The following is a 15,889-nucleotide window of genomic DNA, read 5'->3' as shown; positions in this document are numbered from 1 at the left end:
TCTTTTTAGCATCATGAACGCGTTTCAATCGTCCAGACCCGCGCTACAACCAGAACCAAAACGTCGAGTTGTACCTCGACCAAAACGACACCTTCGCCAGCGTTCTTACCAGGTAATGGGACTAGAAACCACAGCCAAGATAGCGGTTAACCTTGGTCTTTCCGCAGTAGCTGTATCTGCTCTAGTGCAACTTTTGCCTTATCACTGGTTACAGCAAGAAAAGTTGCGAGAAATCAGCACGGAAGTCAAACTGATGGAAGGGCGTGTCAATAATTTGCAGGCGGAGTTTAGCCGGAATTTTGATCCCCGGCAAGCTAAAAGTATCATGCAACAACAAGCATATCGATTTGACCCGAACCAGCGTCAGATAGTGATCCTGAATCAGGAAGTCAAAGAAGTTGAACAATCAAATTCAGCACCCTAAGTACAATTGAGGTGTTTGCTGATTTTGTCCGTGTATCTGGATAAATTGCTGATGAATTTGTATCAGTGCTAACAGCTAATAGTTAACTGCTAATTTTTCTTTTATTAACTACTTAGCTATACAGAGTTGCTGTGCTCCAATTCAAAGCTTAAAAATGATTTTTTTGATGGGGAATTTTGAATTTAAAATTCAGCCATCTACTATACTAATTAAGATTTTCAGGAGACAGCAACTCGTTTAGCCAAGTTTCTAGTTGTAAACGCAAGCGATAACCAGAAACGTCCCGATTATTGTTCAGAGAAGGCAGTTGTGTGAGGGCGCGGTAATAATCGGCGATCGCACAATTCCAATCGCCCCAAAGGTGGTAAGTCCTGCCACGTTCAGCCCAAATGTGACCTTCTAGTTGACCGAACAGCAGTGCAGTCTCAAAATTCTCAACTGCTTCATAATATTGTCCCAAATCACGCAAGGTAATGCCCCGGTTAATCCAGGCTCGAACATGGCGGGGATTCAAATCTAGCGCCTGATCGTAGTCGGCAAGTGCGACTGCTAATTCTCCACAAGCCGCGTGGTAGTTTGCCCGATTGTTATAAGCACTAGCTAAAGTAGGATTTAGTTGTAGCGCTGTGTTATAGTCACAGAAGGCTTTTTGCCCTTCTCCGCTTTGAAAATAAATCAGCCCCCGGTTATTGTAATCAACTGCATTTTGGGGATGGCGGTAAATAAGTTGGCTTAACAGCGCGATCGCCTGAGTGTAATCTCCTTGTTGCGCTGACTCCAAAGCACAAGAACGTAAGTAGTTGTCTTCTACAGCAGATTCAACCCGACAATACACTTCGTGTTCTTGAGTATAAAATGTATTATCTTTAACAAACATATAACGTCTATTTTGCTGATCACCAGATGCTAAAAATGAGTGAATATCCATACTGTCCTGCCTGAGCTGCTTGCTCTGTGAAATCAAATTATAGTTTTTTCGCTGCTAGTGGCGTTGCCACTGTGTCACTTGTTCAGGAGTCTATGATTACTTAAGCGCAAGTATCAAGACTGAAGTTAATGTACTCAAACAAATGATCTTCCAACCTATTAATGGATACTTCATCCCCAAGTTAAATTCCAGAAACTACAAATATTAATCCTCAAGACTATTCAAGTAGTGAGAGCGACAACTTGGTAGAATGCCAACAAGCCGTTCATGCGAAATGGGCTAGAGTTCACACACGGCACTCCAGTTGAATGTAACAGCAATCTCTCTGCATCTCCTTAACCCCCACTCCCTAGATTTGATTTTTAAGTTTTGAGAAAATTTTCTGATGACAACAGCAATTTCTTATCCCAATGCTTCTGACTTAGTAGCTGATGATTACATTGTCCTCGGCTTGGCAACCTGCTTCTATAAGGACGACGAAGGAGTTCATCAGATAGAAGTCATAGAACCTATTCCCTCTGCGGCTTTGGAAGCAATCTTAAAGGGCATTCCCACGTCCTATAAGCTAGCTTATGCGACAACATTGGGATCTGTACTGGATGGTGACACACTGTTATTGCCAGAGGGCTTCCCAGAATCATCTCAGTTTGGAGATGAATTTGTGCCCAGGGCGTTTGCAGCTGCTCGCACCTACAAGCGTCGTGAATCGGCAAAAACCCTGATTCCCCTGGGTGCAACCAATACTGACTTGAAGTATTCCACTGAGCGTAAACGAGTTCTAAATGCTGCCAGGGTTGTGACAAAAGAAGACAATGTCAAACAGCATTCTCACACTCACAAAGTTCTTTAATTTTAAGTCATTATGCTAAAGCTTTATGGTGGTGCGCGTAGTCGCGCATCAATTGTCCACTGGTATTTAGAGGAACTAAAAGTTCCCTACGAGTTTATCAAGCTCGATATGCAGGCTGGTGCTCACCTCCAGCCTGAGTATCTGGCAATTAACCCAATGGGTAAAGTGCCGGCAATTGTTGATGGAGATTTCCAGCTTTGGGAATCTGGGGCGATTTTGCTGTATCTTGCAGAAAAGTATGGCAAAGCCACCCATTCTGTTGAAAAACGTGCTGAATTTAGCCAATGGGTATTGTTTGCCAATGCCACCCTGGCTACAGGAATTTTTGTGGAAGCTAATCGGGAGCGAGAAATGCCCCGTTTGTTGACTCCCCTAAATGAAATTTTCGGACGGCAACCTTTCTTGCTAGGTAATGAATTTACAGTTGCCGATGTGGCAGTGGGGTCTATCCTGAGTTATATTCCCATGATGCTGAAGCTAGACCTTAGCGCCTACCCAGCAATCTTAAACTATCTGAAGCAGCTGTCTGAGCGGTCAGCCTTTCAAAAAAGCCTTGGCAGTCGTGCTTAATTGATTTGGTGGGCAATTACGCCCACCATTACCTGGATTTTTTAACGATAATTGGTAAATTGCAAAGCCACAGGCAAGTCTTCTTGCTTAACTCGCTGCATAACAACTTGCAAATCATCTTTAGATTTAGCTGAAACCCTAACAGCATCACCTTGAATCGAAGCTTGCACTTTTTTGAATTCGTCGCGAATCAATTTGGAAATTTGTTTAGCTAGTTCCTGGCTGATGCCTTTTTTGAGTGTGATTTCTTGACGCACGCGGTTACCGCTGGCTGATTCAACTTTGCCAAAATCAAAGATCTTTTGGGAGAGGTTACGTTTAGCCGCTTTTTCCCGCAGTACAGTGTGCACAGATTCTAAGGTAAACTCGCTGTCAGTATTAATGGTAATGTTTTCTTCACCTAATTCGACTGTCGTTTGAGTATCTTTAAGGTCGTAACGGCCTTTGATGTCTCGCACAACTTGATCGACCGTATTGACCAATTCTTGGCGGTCAAATTCACTCACAATGTCAAAGGAATATGTAGAAGCCATAGAAGATTTTGGTTGTGAGATGATGATGGGTGATGGGTGATGGGTAATGGGTAATGGGTAATGGGTAATGGGTGATGGTAATGGAACTACAAACGGCGAATATAGGGGTTATCTGTTGCTTGTTACTTGTTACTTGTTACCTGCTACCAATTACCAATTACCAATTACCAATTACCCATTAGCTAGTTGCTTGGATGATACTCAGGTAGATGAGCGTGCCAGAGCAAAAGGAGCCGATGCCAAACATGAGCGATCGCAAAAGGGGTATATTCAAAATATAAAAAATTGAGTATAGCAACCGAGCTGTGAGAAATGCGATCGCCGCGTTTGCTGCCATAGGAGAATTCACGCCTGTGACATAAGCCATCAGTGCTGCTGCGGCAAAAATCATAAACGCTTCAAAGGAGTTCTGGTGTGCCCAAGTAGCTCGTTGGGCATAAGGTGGCAATTTATCAAACATGGCGCGAGGAGCAGAAAGATCAAACCCAACAAGCACACGAGCATAAGCTACCAACAAAAACGGTAGATAAATGAGAACGGCAGCGGCGGCGATAGAGTATAAAAAAATAGCAGATACAGGGAGTTGCGACAGCGACATCAACCTAATAAGTAGTGGTAGTAGTTTTTGGTTGGTAATTGTGAATGGGTAAGGGGCAATTCGGAAAACACTTATTACCCATTACCCTTTGGTAATTTCCCATTTCTCTCATGAGCTTCGCGTTGACTAAGTTTCAAGTTAGTCAAAGTAGAAGAGCGTCACCACTTTTCTTTGTTCTTCTGCATCTTTACAAGTTTGTAGCAGAGTGCGACTGTCATGAAACGCAAAGCAAATCAGTTGCTGGCAACGGGAGACAATCTCCTTGTTGCACAGGTAACTAGCTTCAGCTAGGGACAGATTGTCGTTACTGGGATTTTCCACTAGATGCATTACCTGCTCTAGTTGCTGGCGCGATTCATTGGGCTGGCGTTCTAAGCTTTGGGGTAGAATCACCGTCAACAAATTCGGGTCAGCCCGTGTTGCTCCCCGGATGGCAGCTGAATTAGATCCTGTAGCACCAGAGGTGATGACGCGATTGCCCGATAAAACTAGGGCATATGTCATCATTTCAATCAGACTCTGATGTGTAATTGGCACATGACGGGAACCCAGCAAGGCGATGCGCTTAGAACCCGTTTGCTGGATAGTCGCTAGTTCTTGCGCTAATGTATCAAGGTTGATGAGGTCTGTAGACTGGCTCAAAGATGGATTTAATCAGATTAAACAACCTAGATATTTTACCAAACAGCGTGTAGATGCGAAGCCTACCTGAGTTAGATATTGCTATATTTTCTCGATAGATTTGCTCAGTAGCTGGATCGCTTGGTCACACCCAGCCCGGCAATGTGTTTGATAACTGATACCATTCAGGAGCGTCAGATACTGAAACTTTGCTGGTTCTGGTAGTTTTTCCGGAATTAACAAATTTATCGCCCTCTCCAAATGGATTCCGACAGCGAGGGTGAGTCGGTGGCTAGTTAGTCAAACAACCATCTAACACCACAGGTAAGGATTTACGCTTTCAATAAACTAGCAATTTGGCAATTTGCTCAGGCTATGACAAAGACTTAGCTGGATTTAACCCTAGCTGAGATAACAGACGGTCAGTATCAAAATGCTCTGCCATCAATTGGCGAAGGCACTCGACTTTAATCATTTCGTGGACACGGACTTGACCAAAAGTGCGGTTAACAATTTCCACTGTGGTCAGGGTATCGAGATCAACGGACAAAATGGGGATTTCTAGCTCTTCGGCGCGATTTAGAATGAAGGCGGGTGGTGGTAGTTGTCCGGTAAGGATCAGGCATTGGGTCGAAGTTTCCAAAGCTGCTTGCTGAATTTCGACGCGATCGCCCCCTGTCACCACTGCCATATTCCAGCGTTTGCGGAAATATTTGACAGCGGAGTTGACATTCATCGCCCCAATTGCCAGACTTTCCACCAATAAATCTAGGCGATCGCTGCGACAGAGAACTTCGGCATTTAACTGCTTGACGAGTTCGCCAACGCTGACACTTCGCAGCAAGTCGCTTTTTGGTAGCATTGCCAGCACGGGAATGCCTTGCTGTTCTAAAAACGGGCGCAACAAAGTGTTCACCGCTTCTAGTTGTTCGCGAGGAACTTCGTTGATGGCAACACCAATCAAGCGATCGCCTACACGCTGTGAAGCAGACAATATTGCCTCAACCGAAAGTAGTGACTGATAGCGAGCTACCAAAAGCACAGCAGCATCCAATGCTTCAGCCATTTGCAGTAAAGACAAGCCAAACAATTTGCCTTCTGCCAAATCACCAGGGCCCTCTAACAGCACCAAATCTCCTTGGGACATTTGTAAATACTGCTGTATTAGAGACTGCTGATAATTAATGTTATCTTCCCCACATAAGCGTTTTTGCACACTGACTTCGTCTAAAGCTAGCATTGTCGGTGCAACACGGTTTTCTGGCAGATTGAGGCTTTGAGTAATAAACTGGACATCTTCTTCGACCACAGTTCCACTAGATACATTCAAACAAGTTCCTAGTGGTTTGCCGTAGGCAATATCCAGTCCTTTTTGCTGTAGCTGGTGAGACAAACCTAAAATTGTTGCGGATTTACCGCTGTAAGTCTCAATTGATCCAATCAGCAAATATTTAGCGGATGTTGGCACACATGCACTCCTAATTTCAAAAGTCTGTAGAACCTAGCTAGGTGTTTACTAATTTTAGTTGGTTCTGATAGAAGGCTGGTGCTCTGACAAAGTAGGTTTTCCCAAAAGCCAACGCCAAACCAAATCGCTGAGGCGTTGGCACTAGTGTTGTCAAATTTTGCCCCGGAGTGACCAAATTTTCAGCCTACAATCTACCAGCATCAACTTTTTCTCGCAGTTGCGCTTAACATGCATAATTGTTCAATTTCGCGGCATTGCCCGATTTATTCATCTATCCGCAGCAGCTTGCGGTAGAAAGCTTGTGAAAAATCAGTGATGCGATAACGTTTATAGTTTTCCATAAGTTCAATTAAACAATTAATAAACTCGAAACTTGCCAGCATCACTTCATAACTCAGATCAGCATTGCCATCAAACTGCATTCGGCAACGCGTTAAGTCTGAGGGCAGGGTAGCAACATTCCAGGTGGCGACGAAGGGAATGTGGTCACTGGCTTCTATTTTCCGGTGTCCTTCCAACACGCCTTTTTGATAGAGACTGATGGCATAGGGTAAGAAACTGCGCTTTGTGCCCTGAGTGTAGGGTAAATATACACTGGCTTGTTGCGGAGTAACGGGTTGGAGTTGCTCAATAGACATCGTTGAGTATTCCTGAAGTTAGTTGATAACTGGGGATGTTTAGTGGTCATCAATAGTATTCCCCAAAAAATGTGTCTTTACACACAATCGAGGAGTCAGGGTAACAGGGAGAAAGACTTATGCCAATACCCCACACCTTAGTAGTGCAAGCGTGATTTATCCAGGGGATCAACACAGGCAGATTTATCCCCTATCAATGGTACAATTGCTTGACTTGGTGGCGAAAACGCCTTTTTTAAATCAATTAACCCATGCCAGAGAATTCCTGGCCCGAAAAGGACTATCAACCTATGCCAGCGAATTCCTGGCCCGAAAAAGATTCTAGCAATGGAAGCTCTGATCCGCTTAACTCCCTGTTGTCCGACCTATCGGCTCCCGATAAGTCAGTGGTAAATACAGATGCCGTGTCTTTACCATCATCCCGGTTTCAAGGACGTAGAGGCAAAGCCGCTCTAGTTTTGTCTGTAGTCTGGAGCGGTACGATCGCTCTGCATTTAGCTTCTTGGGGTTCCATATTTATACTCGGACTGACAACTCTTTTAGGCATTCATGCCTTGGTGGTTGTGTTTGCTAAACCCCGCCACCATCCTAAAGAAATGCAGGGAGATTTACCCTCTGTATCTGTGTTAGTGGCAGCTAAAAATGAAGAAGCAGTTATTGGCAAATTAGTCAAGAGTCTTTGTAGTCTGGAATATGCCAATGGGCATTACGAAGTCTGGATTATTGACGATCACAGTACCGATAGCACGCCGCAGTTATTAGCAGAACTGGAGCAGGAATACAGCCAACTCAAGGTGCTAAGGCGATCAGCACAAGCTGTGGGCGGTAAATCGGGAGCGTTGAATCAGGTGCTACCGCTGACACAGGGGGAAATCGTTGCCGTATTTGATGCTGATGCCCAGGTGACACCAGACTTATTGCTACAGGTAATACCTTTATTTCAAAAAGAGAAGGTGGGGGCGGTGCAGGTGCGAAAAGCGATCGCCAATGCCGCTAAAAATTTTTGGACTAAGGGACAGATGGCAGAAATGGCTGTGGATACCTGGTTCCAACAACAGCGGACTGCCATTGGTGGTATTGGTGAACTGCGGGGTAATGGTCAATTTGTTCGGCGCACAGCTTTGGCAAGTTGTGGTGGATGGAATGAGGAAACGATCACTGATGATTTGGATTTGACGATCCGCCTACATCTAGAAAACTGGGATATTGAGTGCATGTTCTACCCACCGGTAGAAGAAGAAGGCGTGACAAATGCGATCGCACTCTGGCATCAGCGCAACCGTTGGGCAGAAGGTGGATATCAGCGCTATTTAGATTACTGGGATCTAATTCTCAAAAACCGCATGGGTACGCGGAAAACTTGGGATTTGCTGATATTTATGCTGACGATGTATATCTTGCCTACGGCAGCAGTCCCTGATTTATTAATGGCAGTTGCCCGTCATCGTCCACCAATGTTAAGTTCCGTCACTACTTTGTCGGTATCTATGTCTGTGGTGGGAATGTTTGCTGGTTTAAGGCGGATACGTCAAAATCAGGAATTTAACGTTTCTACTTATTTTCTGATGCTGCTTCAGACTTTGCGTGGCAGTTTATATATGTTGCACTGGTTAGTGGTGATGAGCAGCACTACTGCTCGAATCTCAGTCAGGCCAAAACGCCTGAAATGGGTGAAAACCGTGCATACAGGCACTGAAAAAGCATAACGTCAAAAGGATGAAGGAGAAATTTTTCATCCTTTATTTTTTCACCAATCATCATCAATTTCTGATTCATATACTGAATCAGGCACAGTGACAGTTTCAGAGTAATCTATTGCATCATGGGAGAGGCGGATGATTTGACCGTCGAAAAATTTTGCTAGCCGTTTAGCTGCACCTTCTACTTCCTCATTTTGGTAATTAGCTACGGGTGTTAGCGGTTGTTGCGGTGGTGGCAAAGTTTGCACGATTCCTGTATTAGTTGCCACTGACTCGATTTTTGCTGGCGTTGGTTGTGGTGTTGGTTGTGGTATCGGTTGTGGTATTGGTTGTGGCGTTAGCGGCGGCATTTGCCTTTCGTAGCTGGGTGTAGCTAGCTGCTGAACGCGATTAGAGTCTTTTGATGGAGGGGGTGTTTTAGCTGAAGTAGGAGTTGCAGCAGTTCCTTGTTCTAGATTTACCCGAACTTCACGCTGGAAGGTCTGCTGGAAAGCTGCTGTAATTATAGGCAGATAAGATTTAACTTTTTCATACCACTTAGGTTGAACACCAATACGAGCCACAGCACCATCAAACTCAATGAGATGGCACATTTGCCCCAGTAAAGCTTGTGTGGAGAACTGCTGGATATTGCCACGTACCTGTTGCCAAACTTGAGTGTACTCAGTTGAGGGTAATACTGGGATTACTGGTTCAATGATTGCAGGTGGGACAGGAACAGATACAGGTTCTGGGGTTGGTGGTGAAACTGAGTTAGCCGCTAAATTTTGATTTGTTGGCGTTGCAGAAACTTGGTGATTTTGGGCTACTGCTGGAGGATTGTGATTTGTTGGTGGATAATTTGTTAGCGATGCAGCAACTTGGTGATTTTGGGCTACTGCTGGAGGATAGCTTGAAGATACAGCAGGTGTGTTCACTCGCTGTGAGATACTTGGGGTTTGTGGTTGAATATTCGTCGCACTGGGTAACAATCCGAGTAATGTTACCTCTAACCACAAACGCGGCTGGGTTGTGTTTTTAATTTGCACTTCTGCTGTTCGCAGGTGTTGCTGTCCAGCCAAAATTATTTTCATGTCCAACTTTTGGGCTAACTCTACCAGCGCTGTCCAAGTTTGCTGAGTACAAGCAACCAAGTCGTGGCGGTTAGGTGCGGTTTTAGCAATCAGCAAATCGCGGTAGAATGCGGCGAGATTTTGGAGAATAGTTAAAGGTTCTCGTCCACGGTCGAGGATTTTGCGGGTGTAGTCCAGAACAACTTCGGCATGATCTTGAGCGATCGCACTTAACAGTTCTAGCAAATCCCGTTCACTTACCGAACCGACTAAATCCCAAACGCTATCTGGTGATACTTCCCCCGATAACAAAGCTAATTGGTCAAGTAGACTTTCGGCATCCCGCAATCCTCCCTGAGAAATTTGGGCTATCAAGGTGACGGCTTCTGCTGCAATCTGAATATTTTCTATTTTAGCGATCGCACTTAAATGCTTGACCATCGCCTCTATTTGAATCCGTCTAAAATCGAACCTTTGACAGCGAGAAATAATCGTCGGCAATACTCGCTGTGGGTCAGTTGTCGCCAAGACAAAGACTACGTGTTTCGGTGGTTCCTCCAGAGTTTTTAGTAGCGCGTTGAATGCCTGGGTACTGAGCATATGGCAGTTATGCACTAAAAGCCCATTAGCTACAAAATTATGATTATCCTCAACTTCAATATCGTAAACTTGCTCAACTCCAGCGAGGTGAACAGATTCGACCACTTCCAAACTTGTAATCCATTGTGGGGATGGAATATTGTTTGAGGTCTGCCAGCCAATCAAGCTTTTCCCCACATCCGCAAGCACAGAGAGGTCGGAGTAATTCAGCTTGTTTAAGGATAGATTCAGGGTTGTAGGTTTTTTGCCCGTAGGTATTGCCTTTAAACTGGTGTCCGCTAACAAATCTCCGGGTTCGTCCATCGACACCAAATTTGTAAATGAAAGTGCCGCATCCACATTGGCAGGGGATAGTATCTTCACTCCTTCTTTTACGGCTTTTGCTGGTATCCATCCCTGGTCTGTCCTGATTAAATGATTACCTGTACATCTAATTTCTCGGTTAGTTGTCTTGATAACAAGAGTTTGCCGTTCTCCTTGGTCTAACCACCGAACAACCTGCTTAAATTCCCACTTGTCTAATGAGTCATTGTAACTAAGAACCTTAGATCCTTTGATATTAGGGTCATCGATTCGGACAAGTCCCTCATTAGTCAAAACTAAGGAATCTCCAGTTAGGCATTCATCAATCACATAAACCTTATAGCGACACTGCATAGGGGCAAACTGCGCCCGTTCAATCAGTTCGCGGATATTATCGACACCAGTGTTGCTGGCAGCGTCGATTTCAATCACATCTGTAGAATAGCCCTTGGTGATTCCCTGACAAACATCACAGATGCCGCAGGGGTCAGCAGTAGGTTTGTCACCTTTGAGGCAATTAAGAGATTTTGCCAAAATCCGGGCGCTAGAAGTTTTACCCGTACCTCTGGGGCCAGTGAATAAATAGGCAGGGGCAATTTTCGCGCTGGCGATCGCGTTTGTGAGGGTAGTAGCGATCGCCTCTTGTCCCACCAGTTCAGCAAAACTCTTTGGGCGATACTTGTGGTGCAGCGGTTCGTAAGACATGGAGAAAGAGTTTCAATGCCTTTTAATGTTGGTTTTTAGCGCCCAGTCGAGTTTGGCGTTCACCTATTTTAACAACTTCATGGAAATTCCCCGCTCCTAAAAATGCTGGTAATTGCTAATGCTAGGAGCCGAATTCAATAAATTTCTCCTTTTGTCTCCCCAATCCCCTTTTGGGTCGTTTATCCTGTAGATGTGAGAAATTTCTAGTTAAAAAATTTAGCCCCGTGGCAGAATGTGAATTAGGTTAAGCAAGCAACAATCAATGGTGTGGCAGATGCTCAGGCGGCTAGTTCAGTGGCTCAAAAAGTTTTTTCAACGCTTGTTTGGCGGAAAACGGACGCACTCCCAAAATCGGGTGAATGTGCAAAAAGAACTAGCGCCACCCCTTAGCGATACAGATCTGGAATTTCTCTTCACCGATCTTTTAGAGGGAGTGCATCAAGCACGAGGACAAGGGTGGGCGCAAAAGTGGCTGCATAATATTGAGCATCGCGTCCCAACAGAACGCTGGGTGGAGTGGTTACAGCGTTTTAGTGAAAAATTGCTAGCTTCACGTACACCTAATAATGAATTAGCAGCGCGGTTAGTGCAGTTGGGTGATTTGGGTGTCGGTGAAGTTGGCGACGTTGCATACAATATTGGTATGCAACTGTTGACGCGAATTCAAGGCGAACCAATATGGGAATATGAAGGGCCAGATGCTTTTGCTGCTACCTTTCTGGGGCAAGACACCTCTATTGAACTAGAAGAAAGCCTCCCAGGGGAAGATTTGCAAACCGTCACCCTAGATGAGTTATTTCTGATGTTGCAGCAGGATGAAAACTTACGCCAGCAAGTTGCCGAACAGTTAGCAATTGAGACAGATGATCCAGAAGTTCTCATCCAGGCATTGATTGACCAATTGCAGGCTAATGGTGAATCTGCCCCAGAGGAAGAAGAGGAAGAGTTGCCAAGAGATAATTAAACTGTCCAGTGCTTGTATCTATTGTGTCTACTGGAAAGGTTGAAAAAGTGCGATCGGCTACGCCCCGCTGGAAGCATCGCAGTTTTCACCCTGTCATCTAAGGCTGAGTGATTTTCTCTTCTTCCCGTAATATCCTGTAATTCATGATTTTTTTAACACAACGATAGCTACAATCTAGGAGAGACAAAATCCAAGAGTGTAGCAGATGCTCAGGTGGCTATCGCAGTGTTTTGACAGGTTTTTGAAGCATCCCTTTGACAGTCAGCAGACTCATTCTCTAAACGCTGCCGGGATACATAAGGTGGTAGAAGCACCACCTGAACTCACCAATGCGGATTTGGAGCTTTTGTTTACCCAATTGCTAGAAGGGGTGTATCAAGCCAGAGGACAACAGTGGGCGCTGAAGTATTTGCAGCGAATGGAAAATCGCATTACTGTTGAGCGCTGGATAGATTGGCTGCTGATGTTTGGCGAAAAATTGCTAGCTTCACCTGCACCAAATCATCAATTAGCAACGCGAATGGTGCAACTGGGTGAACTGGGAATCGGCAAAGTTGGCGAACTTGCTTACGACATTGGCATCCAGCTTTTGAGGCGAAACTTAGGCAAAGATTATGGAGATGAGGAGCCAGAACTCTTGGAATCCACAGAGCCAAACGAAAACCTGCTAGACTCTCCTGGGCAAGAGTTAGTCCGCAAATTAGGCGATCGCTTATGGTTCGATGATTCCGAAGAAGTTACCATCACCACAGCAGATCACCTTGCCTTTGAAGAAAACTTGACTGCTAACTTAGAGTTTGTAGAATTCCTCGCTCCCTCTGAAGCTGATCAGATCGGCAACTTAGGAGAACTAATTTGGGAAGATGACGGGGAAGACGCCGAAACCGCAACGCCAGAAACTATCCTTACTCCCTCGGCATCTTCAGGAGAAGAAACCGCAACGCCAGAACCTAGCCTTACTCCCCCTGCATCTTCAGGAGAAGAAACCAGGGATCAGTCGTTGGTGAATTTGGAGCCAAAGGTAGCTTACGCCATAGATGAGTTGTTAGGGAGGTTGGATCAAAGTGCCAATTTAGTTCAGCAACTCGCCTCAGAATTGGCAATTCAAAAAAGCAATAATCTACAGTCTGCTAAAAAAGAGATCATTGAGCAACCGACAGCCTTAGTAACTGCGACTACCCAAGGGCAAGCATGGTTTTACCGAGGTCTTCAGCAAGCTAGAACAGGGGATTTATTAGGTGCGATCGCGTCTTATGACCAAGCGATTGAATTTCAGCCCGATATCTCTGATTACTGGTTTAACCGGGGCTTGACACTATTTCATTTAGAATATTTTGCGGAAGCGATCGCCAATTATGACCAAGCCATCGCACTGAAACCGGACTTCTACAAAGCTTGGTACAATCGCGGGGGAATTCAGGGAGAGTTAGGCAACTTTGAGGAAGCGATCGCCTCCTTCGACAAGGCGATTAAAATCAAGTCAGACTATCCAGCAGCTTGGTCTAGCCGGGGTTTGGCGCTGCTCAAGTTAGGATTGTTATCGGAAGCAATTTCCAGTTATGACCAAGCTTTAAATCTGCAACCACAAGATTCAGAGAACTGGTATTACCGAGGGGTAGCCCTGGCTGTAGACGAGCAATATGCAGAAGCGATCGCCTCCTATGACCGAGCACTTTTAATTCAACCCGACTACTTAGAAGTTTGGATTGACCGGGGTGTGGTGTTATTTAATTTAGGACGCTGGTTAGAGGCTATTGAATCTTGGGATAAAGCACTTTCAATTCAACCAGAACTTTACCTAGCCTGGTATAACCGAGGTATCGCCTTAGATAACTTAGAACGGCGCGAAGAAGCGATCGCCTCCTATGAACAAGCGATCGCCATTAAATCTGATTTCCACCTTGCTTGGTATAACCAAGCAGTAGCACTGTTTTATTTAGAACGATTTGAAGCAGCGATCGCCTCCTACGACAGCGCCTTACAAATCAAACTCGACTACTGGGAAGCTTGGATGGGTAGAGGTACAGCCGCTCTTAATTTAGTTAATTCTGACCCATCTCAAAGTTTAATTATTAGTACATCCAATCCCCTCCTGAACTTGAGAGGCTATGAAGGAAAATTAGCCAGCTTAGAAGCAGGGTTAACACATCTGCGCCCAGATACCCACCCAGAAGGTTGGGGTAGATTACATTTAGCGATCGCTAATACTCACTACGACCAAGGAAAAAAACAGCCCACACCCCGCGATTATTGGACTCAAGCCATAGCTGAATATGATCAGGCATTGTTAACCCTCACACCAGAAGACTTTCCCCAATTGCATCTAGAAGTCTTGCAATCCCTTGTCAAAGTACTCATCGGCTTAGGACATACAGCACCAGCACAAGAATTACAGCAAAGCGGCATAGATTTATGGCGACAATTACTCAATGAACCAACTCGCCCTGATGAAAGCAAAAAACAGTTAGCACTCAAATTTGCAGGTTTGGGGCAATTAGCAGTTGATTTAACCGTCGCTGCTGGTGATTTAGTAGAAGCTTGGCAAATCGCCGAACAGGGAAAAAATACCTGTTCAACTTGGCTACTTTCTGGTTGGAGTGATGATATTTACTCCCCCAACTATCACTCAGTTCAACAACTGCTCAATCCTACAACAGCAATTGTTTACTGGCATATCAGCCCCGCCGCCTTACACACTTTTATTATCAAAGACCAAGCCCCATCACCCATCTTGTTGTTTACGCCCATACAAGATGTTGGCGCAACACCCTTAGAGAGAACCAAATTTCCCCTACCCGAAGCAGTTCAACGCTTAATTAACTTTGAAAATTGGTTGGAAGATTGGCATCAACAATACCAGGAATATCGCCAGCAAGAACAAGAAACAAAAAACAACCATTCCTGGCGAGTGGATATGGAAAAAAGGTTGGTGCAGTTAAAAAATATCCTGAATATTTCCACCATTACTCAAGAACTCGAAGGCATCACCCAACTGATTTTAATTCCCCACCGTGACTTGTACAGATTACCTGTTCATGCACTTTTTCATCTTTCTTCCTCCTCTCAAGAAGAGTTACCAAGTTTAGAATTGAATTGCACCATTACCTATCTGCCTAGCATCCAAATGGGGGTGAGCTTAAAAACAGAGTCATTATTCTCTTGGCAGCAGCAGCAATTACTCAGCGTAGAACAGCCCAACAGTACAGGTTATTCCCCGCCAAAGTTTGCCAGATTTGCCTCAGAAATTGTCAGTAAAATGTTTGAGAATTCCCAACGCATCCAGGGTTCACAAGCAAGTAAAAATAATGTAGAAAATGCCTTATTTACAAATAAAAATATATTTAATTTTACGGGTCATAGCATCAATAATTTCAGTGATCCAAAAAAATCAGAATTGGCATTAGCCGATGAAGACAAGCTTATCCTAGAACAAATCTACCAACGCACTCTAGCAAGTTATAACTTATTTACCCTCTGGGCTTGTGAAAATGCCAGTACTACCAACCAGAACATCAATAGTGAATATGTGGGTTTAGCTACTGGTTTGCTGAGTCGTGGAGTTCCCCATGTAGTCAGCACAATCTGGACTGTAGAATCATCTGCTAGTACTTTGGTAATGATAGAATTTTACCGACGACTACAACCAAATAAATCAGCAACTACAGCCTTAGCTGAAGCGACAGCATGGCTAAAAGAGCTAACTGCGGTAGAACTGAAAACATGGTATGAAGATTTATTGAATATTTTGCATCCAGAGGATTTTAGAACCAGAGCTTATTTAGCCACACAACTGTATAGAAGTAGTAAATTAGAACCCGATAAAAAGATTTATAATCATCCTTACTACTGGGCAGCATTCACAATCACAGGTAAGCCAAGATAAAATTAAAATAAAGCTTGTAGTAAGGACTTTAGTCCTTAAAATTCTCGTAGAG

At 44.5% G+C, this 15,889-nt stretch carries 13 protein-coding genes and 1 pseudogene; 6 read left to right on the top strand and 8 right to left on the bottom strand.

Translation table 11 applies throughout. The annotated features are described in order from the left end of the window. Nucleotides 1-13 precede the first annotated feature (13 nt). Complete coding sequence (locus tag CYLST_RS10245; protein WP_015207649.1) at nucleotides 14-424, top strand: slr1601 family putative cell division protein; 411 nt, start codon at nucleotides 14-16, stop codon at nucleotides 422-424. A gap of 205 nt (nucleotides 425-629) precedes the next feature. Here CYLST_RS10245 and CYLST_RS10240 read toward each other — a convergent pair whose 3' ends face one another. Then, on the bottom strand, nucleotides 630-1,352 hold the full coding sequence (locus CYLST_RS10240; RefSeq protein WP_015207648.1) for a tetratricopeptide repeat protein: 723 nt from the start codon (nucleotides 1,350-1,352) through the stop codon (nucleotides 630-632). 385 nt (nucleotides 1,353-1,737) lie between these two features. On the opposite strand from CYLST_RS10240, the gene CYLST_RS10235 reads away from it, so the two are divergent. Both CYLST_RS10235 and CYLST_RS10230 read left to right on the top strand, forming a co-directional pair. Next, nucleotides 1,738-2,202, top strand: coding sequence for a hypothetical protein (locus CYLST_RS10235; protein ID WP_015207647.1), 465 nt, complete (start codon nucleotides 1,738-1,740; stop codon nucleotides 2,200-2,202). 12 nt (nucleotides 2,203-2,214) lie between these two features. Then, the gene (locus CYLST_RS10230) at nucleotides 2,215-2,772 is read left to right on the top strand and encodes a glutathione S-transferase family protein (RefSeq protein ID WP_015207646.1); all 558 of its coding nucleotides are present in this window, start codon (nucleotides 2,215-2,217) and stop codon (nucleotides 2,770-2,772) included. 41 nt (nucleotides 2,773-2,813) lie between these two features. Here CYLST_RS10230 and CYLST_RS10225 read toward each other — a convergent pair whose 3' ends face one another. The 6 genes and pseudogenes from CYLST_RS10225 to ebsA form a co-directional block, all read right to left on the bottom strand. Beyond that, nucleotides 2,814-3,305, bottom strand: coding sequence for a YajQ family cyclic di-GMP-binding protein (locus CYLST_RS10225; RefSeq protein WP_015207645.1), 492 nt, complete (start codon nucleotides 3,303-3,305; stop codon nucleotides 2,814-2,816). A 178-nt stretch (nucleotides 3,306-3,483) separates the two neighbouring features. Continuing rightward, nucleotides 3,484-3,903, bottom strand: a complete 420-nt coding sequence (locus tag CYLST_RS10220; RefSeq protein WP_015207644.1) for an MAPEG family protein — start codon at nucleotides 3,901-3,903, stop codon at nucleotides 3,484-3,486. 138 nt (nucleotides 3,904-4,041) lie between these two features. Beyond that, nucleotides 4,042-4,545 carry a hypothetical protein gene (locus CYLST_RS10215; RefSeq protein ID WP_015207643.1) on the bottom strand — a complete coding sequence of 168 codons (504 nt, stop codon included), beginning with the start codon at nucleotides 4,543-4,545 and terminating at the stop codon, nucleotides 4,042-4,044. Between the two features lie 81 nt (nucleotides 4,546-4,626). Next, a pseudogene (locus CYLST_RS35840) lies at nucleotides 4,627-4,803 on the bottom strand (hypothetical protein); the annotation flags it as partial. Between the two features lie 94 nt (nucleotides 4,804-4,897). Further along, complete coding sequence (locus CYLST_RS10210) at nucleotides 4,898-5,992, bottom strand: phosphotransacetylase family protein (RefSeq protein WP_015207642.1); 1,095 nt, start codon at nucleotides 5,990-5,992, stop codon at nucleotides 4,898-4,900. Between the two features lie 263 nt (nucleotides 5,993-6,255). After that, nucleotides 6,256-6,630, bottom strand: a complete 375-nt coding sequence (gene ebsA / locus CYLST_RS10205; protein WP_015207641.1) for a type IV pilus biogenesis protein EbsA — start codon at nucleotides 6,628-6,630, stop codon at nucleotides 6,256-6,258. A gap of 290 nt (nucleotides 6,631-6,920) precedes the next feature. Here ebsA and CYLST_RS10200 point away from each other — a divergent pair, with 290 nt between their 5' ends. Beyond that, nucleotides 6,921-8,336: a glycosyltransferase family 2 protein gene (locus CYLST_RS10200; protein ID WP_015207640.1), complete on the top strand. Its 1,416-nt coding sequence runs from the start codon at nucleotides 6,921-6,923 to the stop codon at nucleotides 8,334-8,336. Nucleotides 8,337-8,377: 41 nt separating this feature from the next. Here the strand turns inward: CYLST_RS10200 and dnaX are convergent, their stop codons facing one another. Next, nucleotides 8,378-10,990 (bottom strand): DNA polymerase III subunit gamma/tau, encoded by a 2,613-nt coding sequence (gene dnaX, locus CYLST_RS10195; protein ID WP_015207639.1) that lies wholly within the window; start codon nucleotides 10,988-10,990, stop codon nucleotides 8,378-8,380. 274 nt (nucleotides 10,991-11,264) lie between these two features. Here dnaX and CYLST_RS10190 point away from each other — a divergent pair, with 274 nt between their 5' ends. Both CYLST_RS10190 and CYLST_RS10185 read left to right on the top strand, forming a co-directional pair. After that, nucleotides 11,265-11,954: a hypothetical protein gene (locus CYLST_RS10190; RefSeq protein WP_015207638.1), complete on the top strand. Its 690-nt coding sequence runs from the start codon at nucleotides 11,265-11,267 to the stop codon at nucleotides 11,952-11,954. A gap of 205 nt (nucleotides 11,955-12,159) precedes the next feature. Next, nucleotides 12,160-15,837 carry a CHAT domain-containing protein gene (locus tag CYLST_RS10185; protein ID WP_015207637.1) on the top strand — a complete coding sequence of 1,226 codons (3,678 nt, stop codon included), beginning with the start codon at nucleotides 12,160-12,162 and terminating at the stop codon, nucleotides 15,835-15,837. The last annotated feature ends 52 nt before the right edge of the window (nucleotides 15,838-15,889 follow it).

The organism is Cylindrospermum stagnale PCC 7417 (assembly GCF_000317535.1).
Classification (GTDB): domain Bacteria; phylum Cyanobacteriota; class Cyanobacteriia; order Cyanobacteriales; family Nostocaceae; genus Cylindrospermum; species Cylindrospermum stagnale.
Note: the sequence above shows the minus strand (reverse complement) of the source record. Positions and strands in the feature narration are given on the sequence as shown.

Bases quoted from the DNA above. Each gene is read 5' to 3' on its own strand.
- CYLST_RS10185 (WP_015207637.1), top strand. From the start codon at position 12,160: ATGCTCAGGTGGCTATCGCAGTGTTTTGACAGGTTTTTGAAGCATCCC.
- CYLST_RS10230 (WP_015207646.1), top strand. From the start codon at position 2,215: ATGCTAAAGCTTTATGGTGGTGCGCGTAGTCGCGCATCAATTGTCCAC.
- dnaX (WP_015207639.1), bottom strand. From the start codon at position 10,990: ATGTCTTACGAACCGCTGCACCACAAGTATCGCCCAAAGAGTTTTGCT.
- CYLST_RS10240 (WP_015207648.1), bottom strand. From the start codon at position 1,352: ATGGATATTCACTCATTTTTAGCATCTGGTGATCAGCAAAATAGACGT.
- CYLST_RS10225 (WP_015207645.1), bottom strand. From the start codon at position 3,305: ATGGCTTCTACATATTCCTTTGACATTGTGAGTGAATTTGACCGCCAA.
- ebsA (WP_015207641.1), bottom strand. From the start codon at position 6,630: ATGTCTATTGAGCAACTCCAACCCGTTACTCCGCAACAAGCCAGTGTA.
- CYLST_RS10220 (WP_015207644.1), bottom strand. From the start codon at position 3,903: ATGTCGCTGTCGCAACTCCCTGTATCTGCTATTTTTTTATACTCTATC.
- CYLST_RS10245 (WP_015207649.1), top strand. From the start codon at position 14: ATGAACGCGTTTCAATCGTCCAGACCCGCGCTACAACCAGAACCAAAA.
- CYLST_RS10200 (WP_015207640.1), top strand. From the start codon at position 6,921: ATGCCAGCGAATTCCTGGCCCGAAAAAGATTCTAGCAATGGAAGCTCT.
- CYLST_RS10235 (WP_015207647.1), top strand. From the start codon at position 1,738: ATGACAACAGCAATTTCTTATCCCAATGCTTCTGACTTAGTAGCTGAT.
- CYLST_RS10190 (WP_015207638.1), top strand. From the start codon at position 11,265: ATGCTCAGGCGGCTAGTTCAGTGGCTCAAAAAGTTTTTTCAACGCTTG.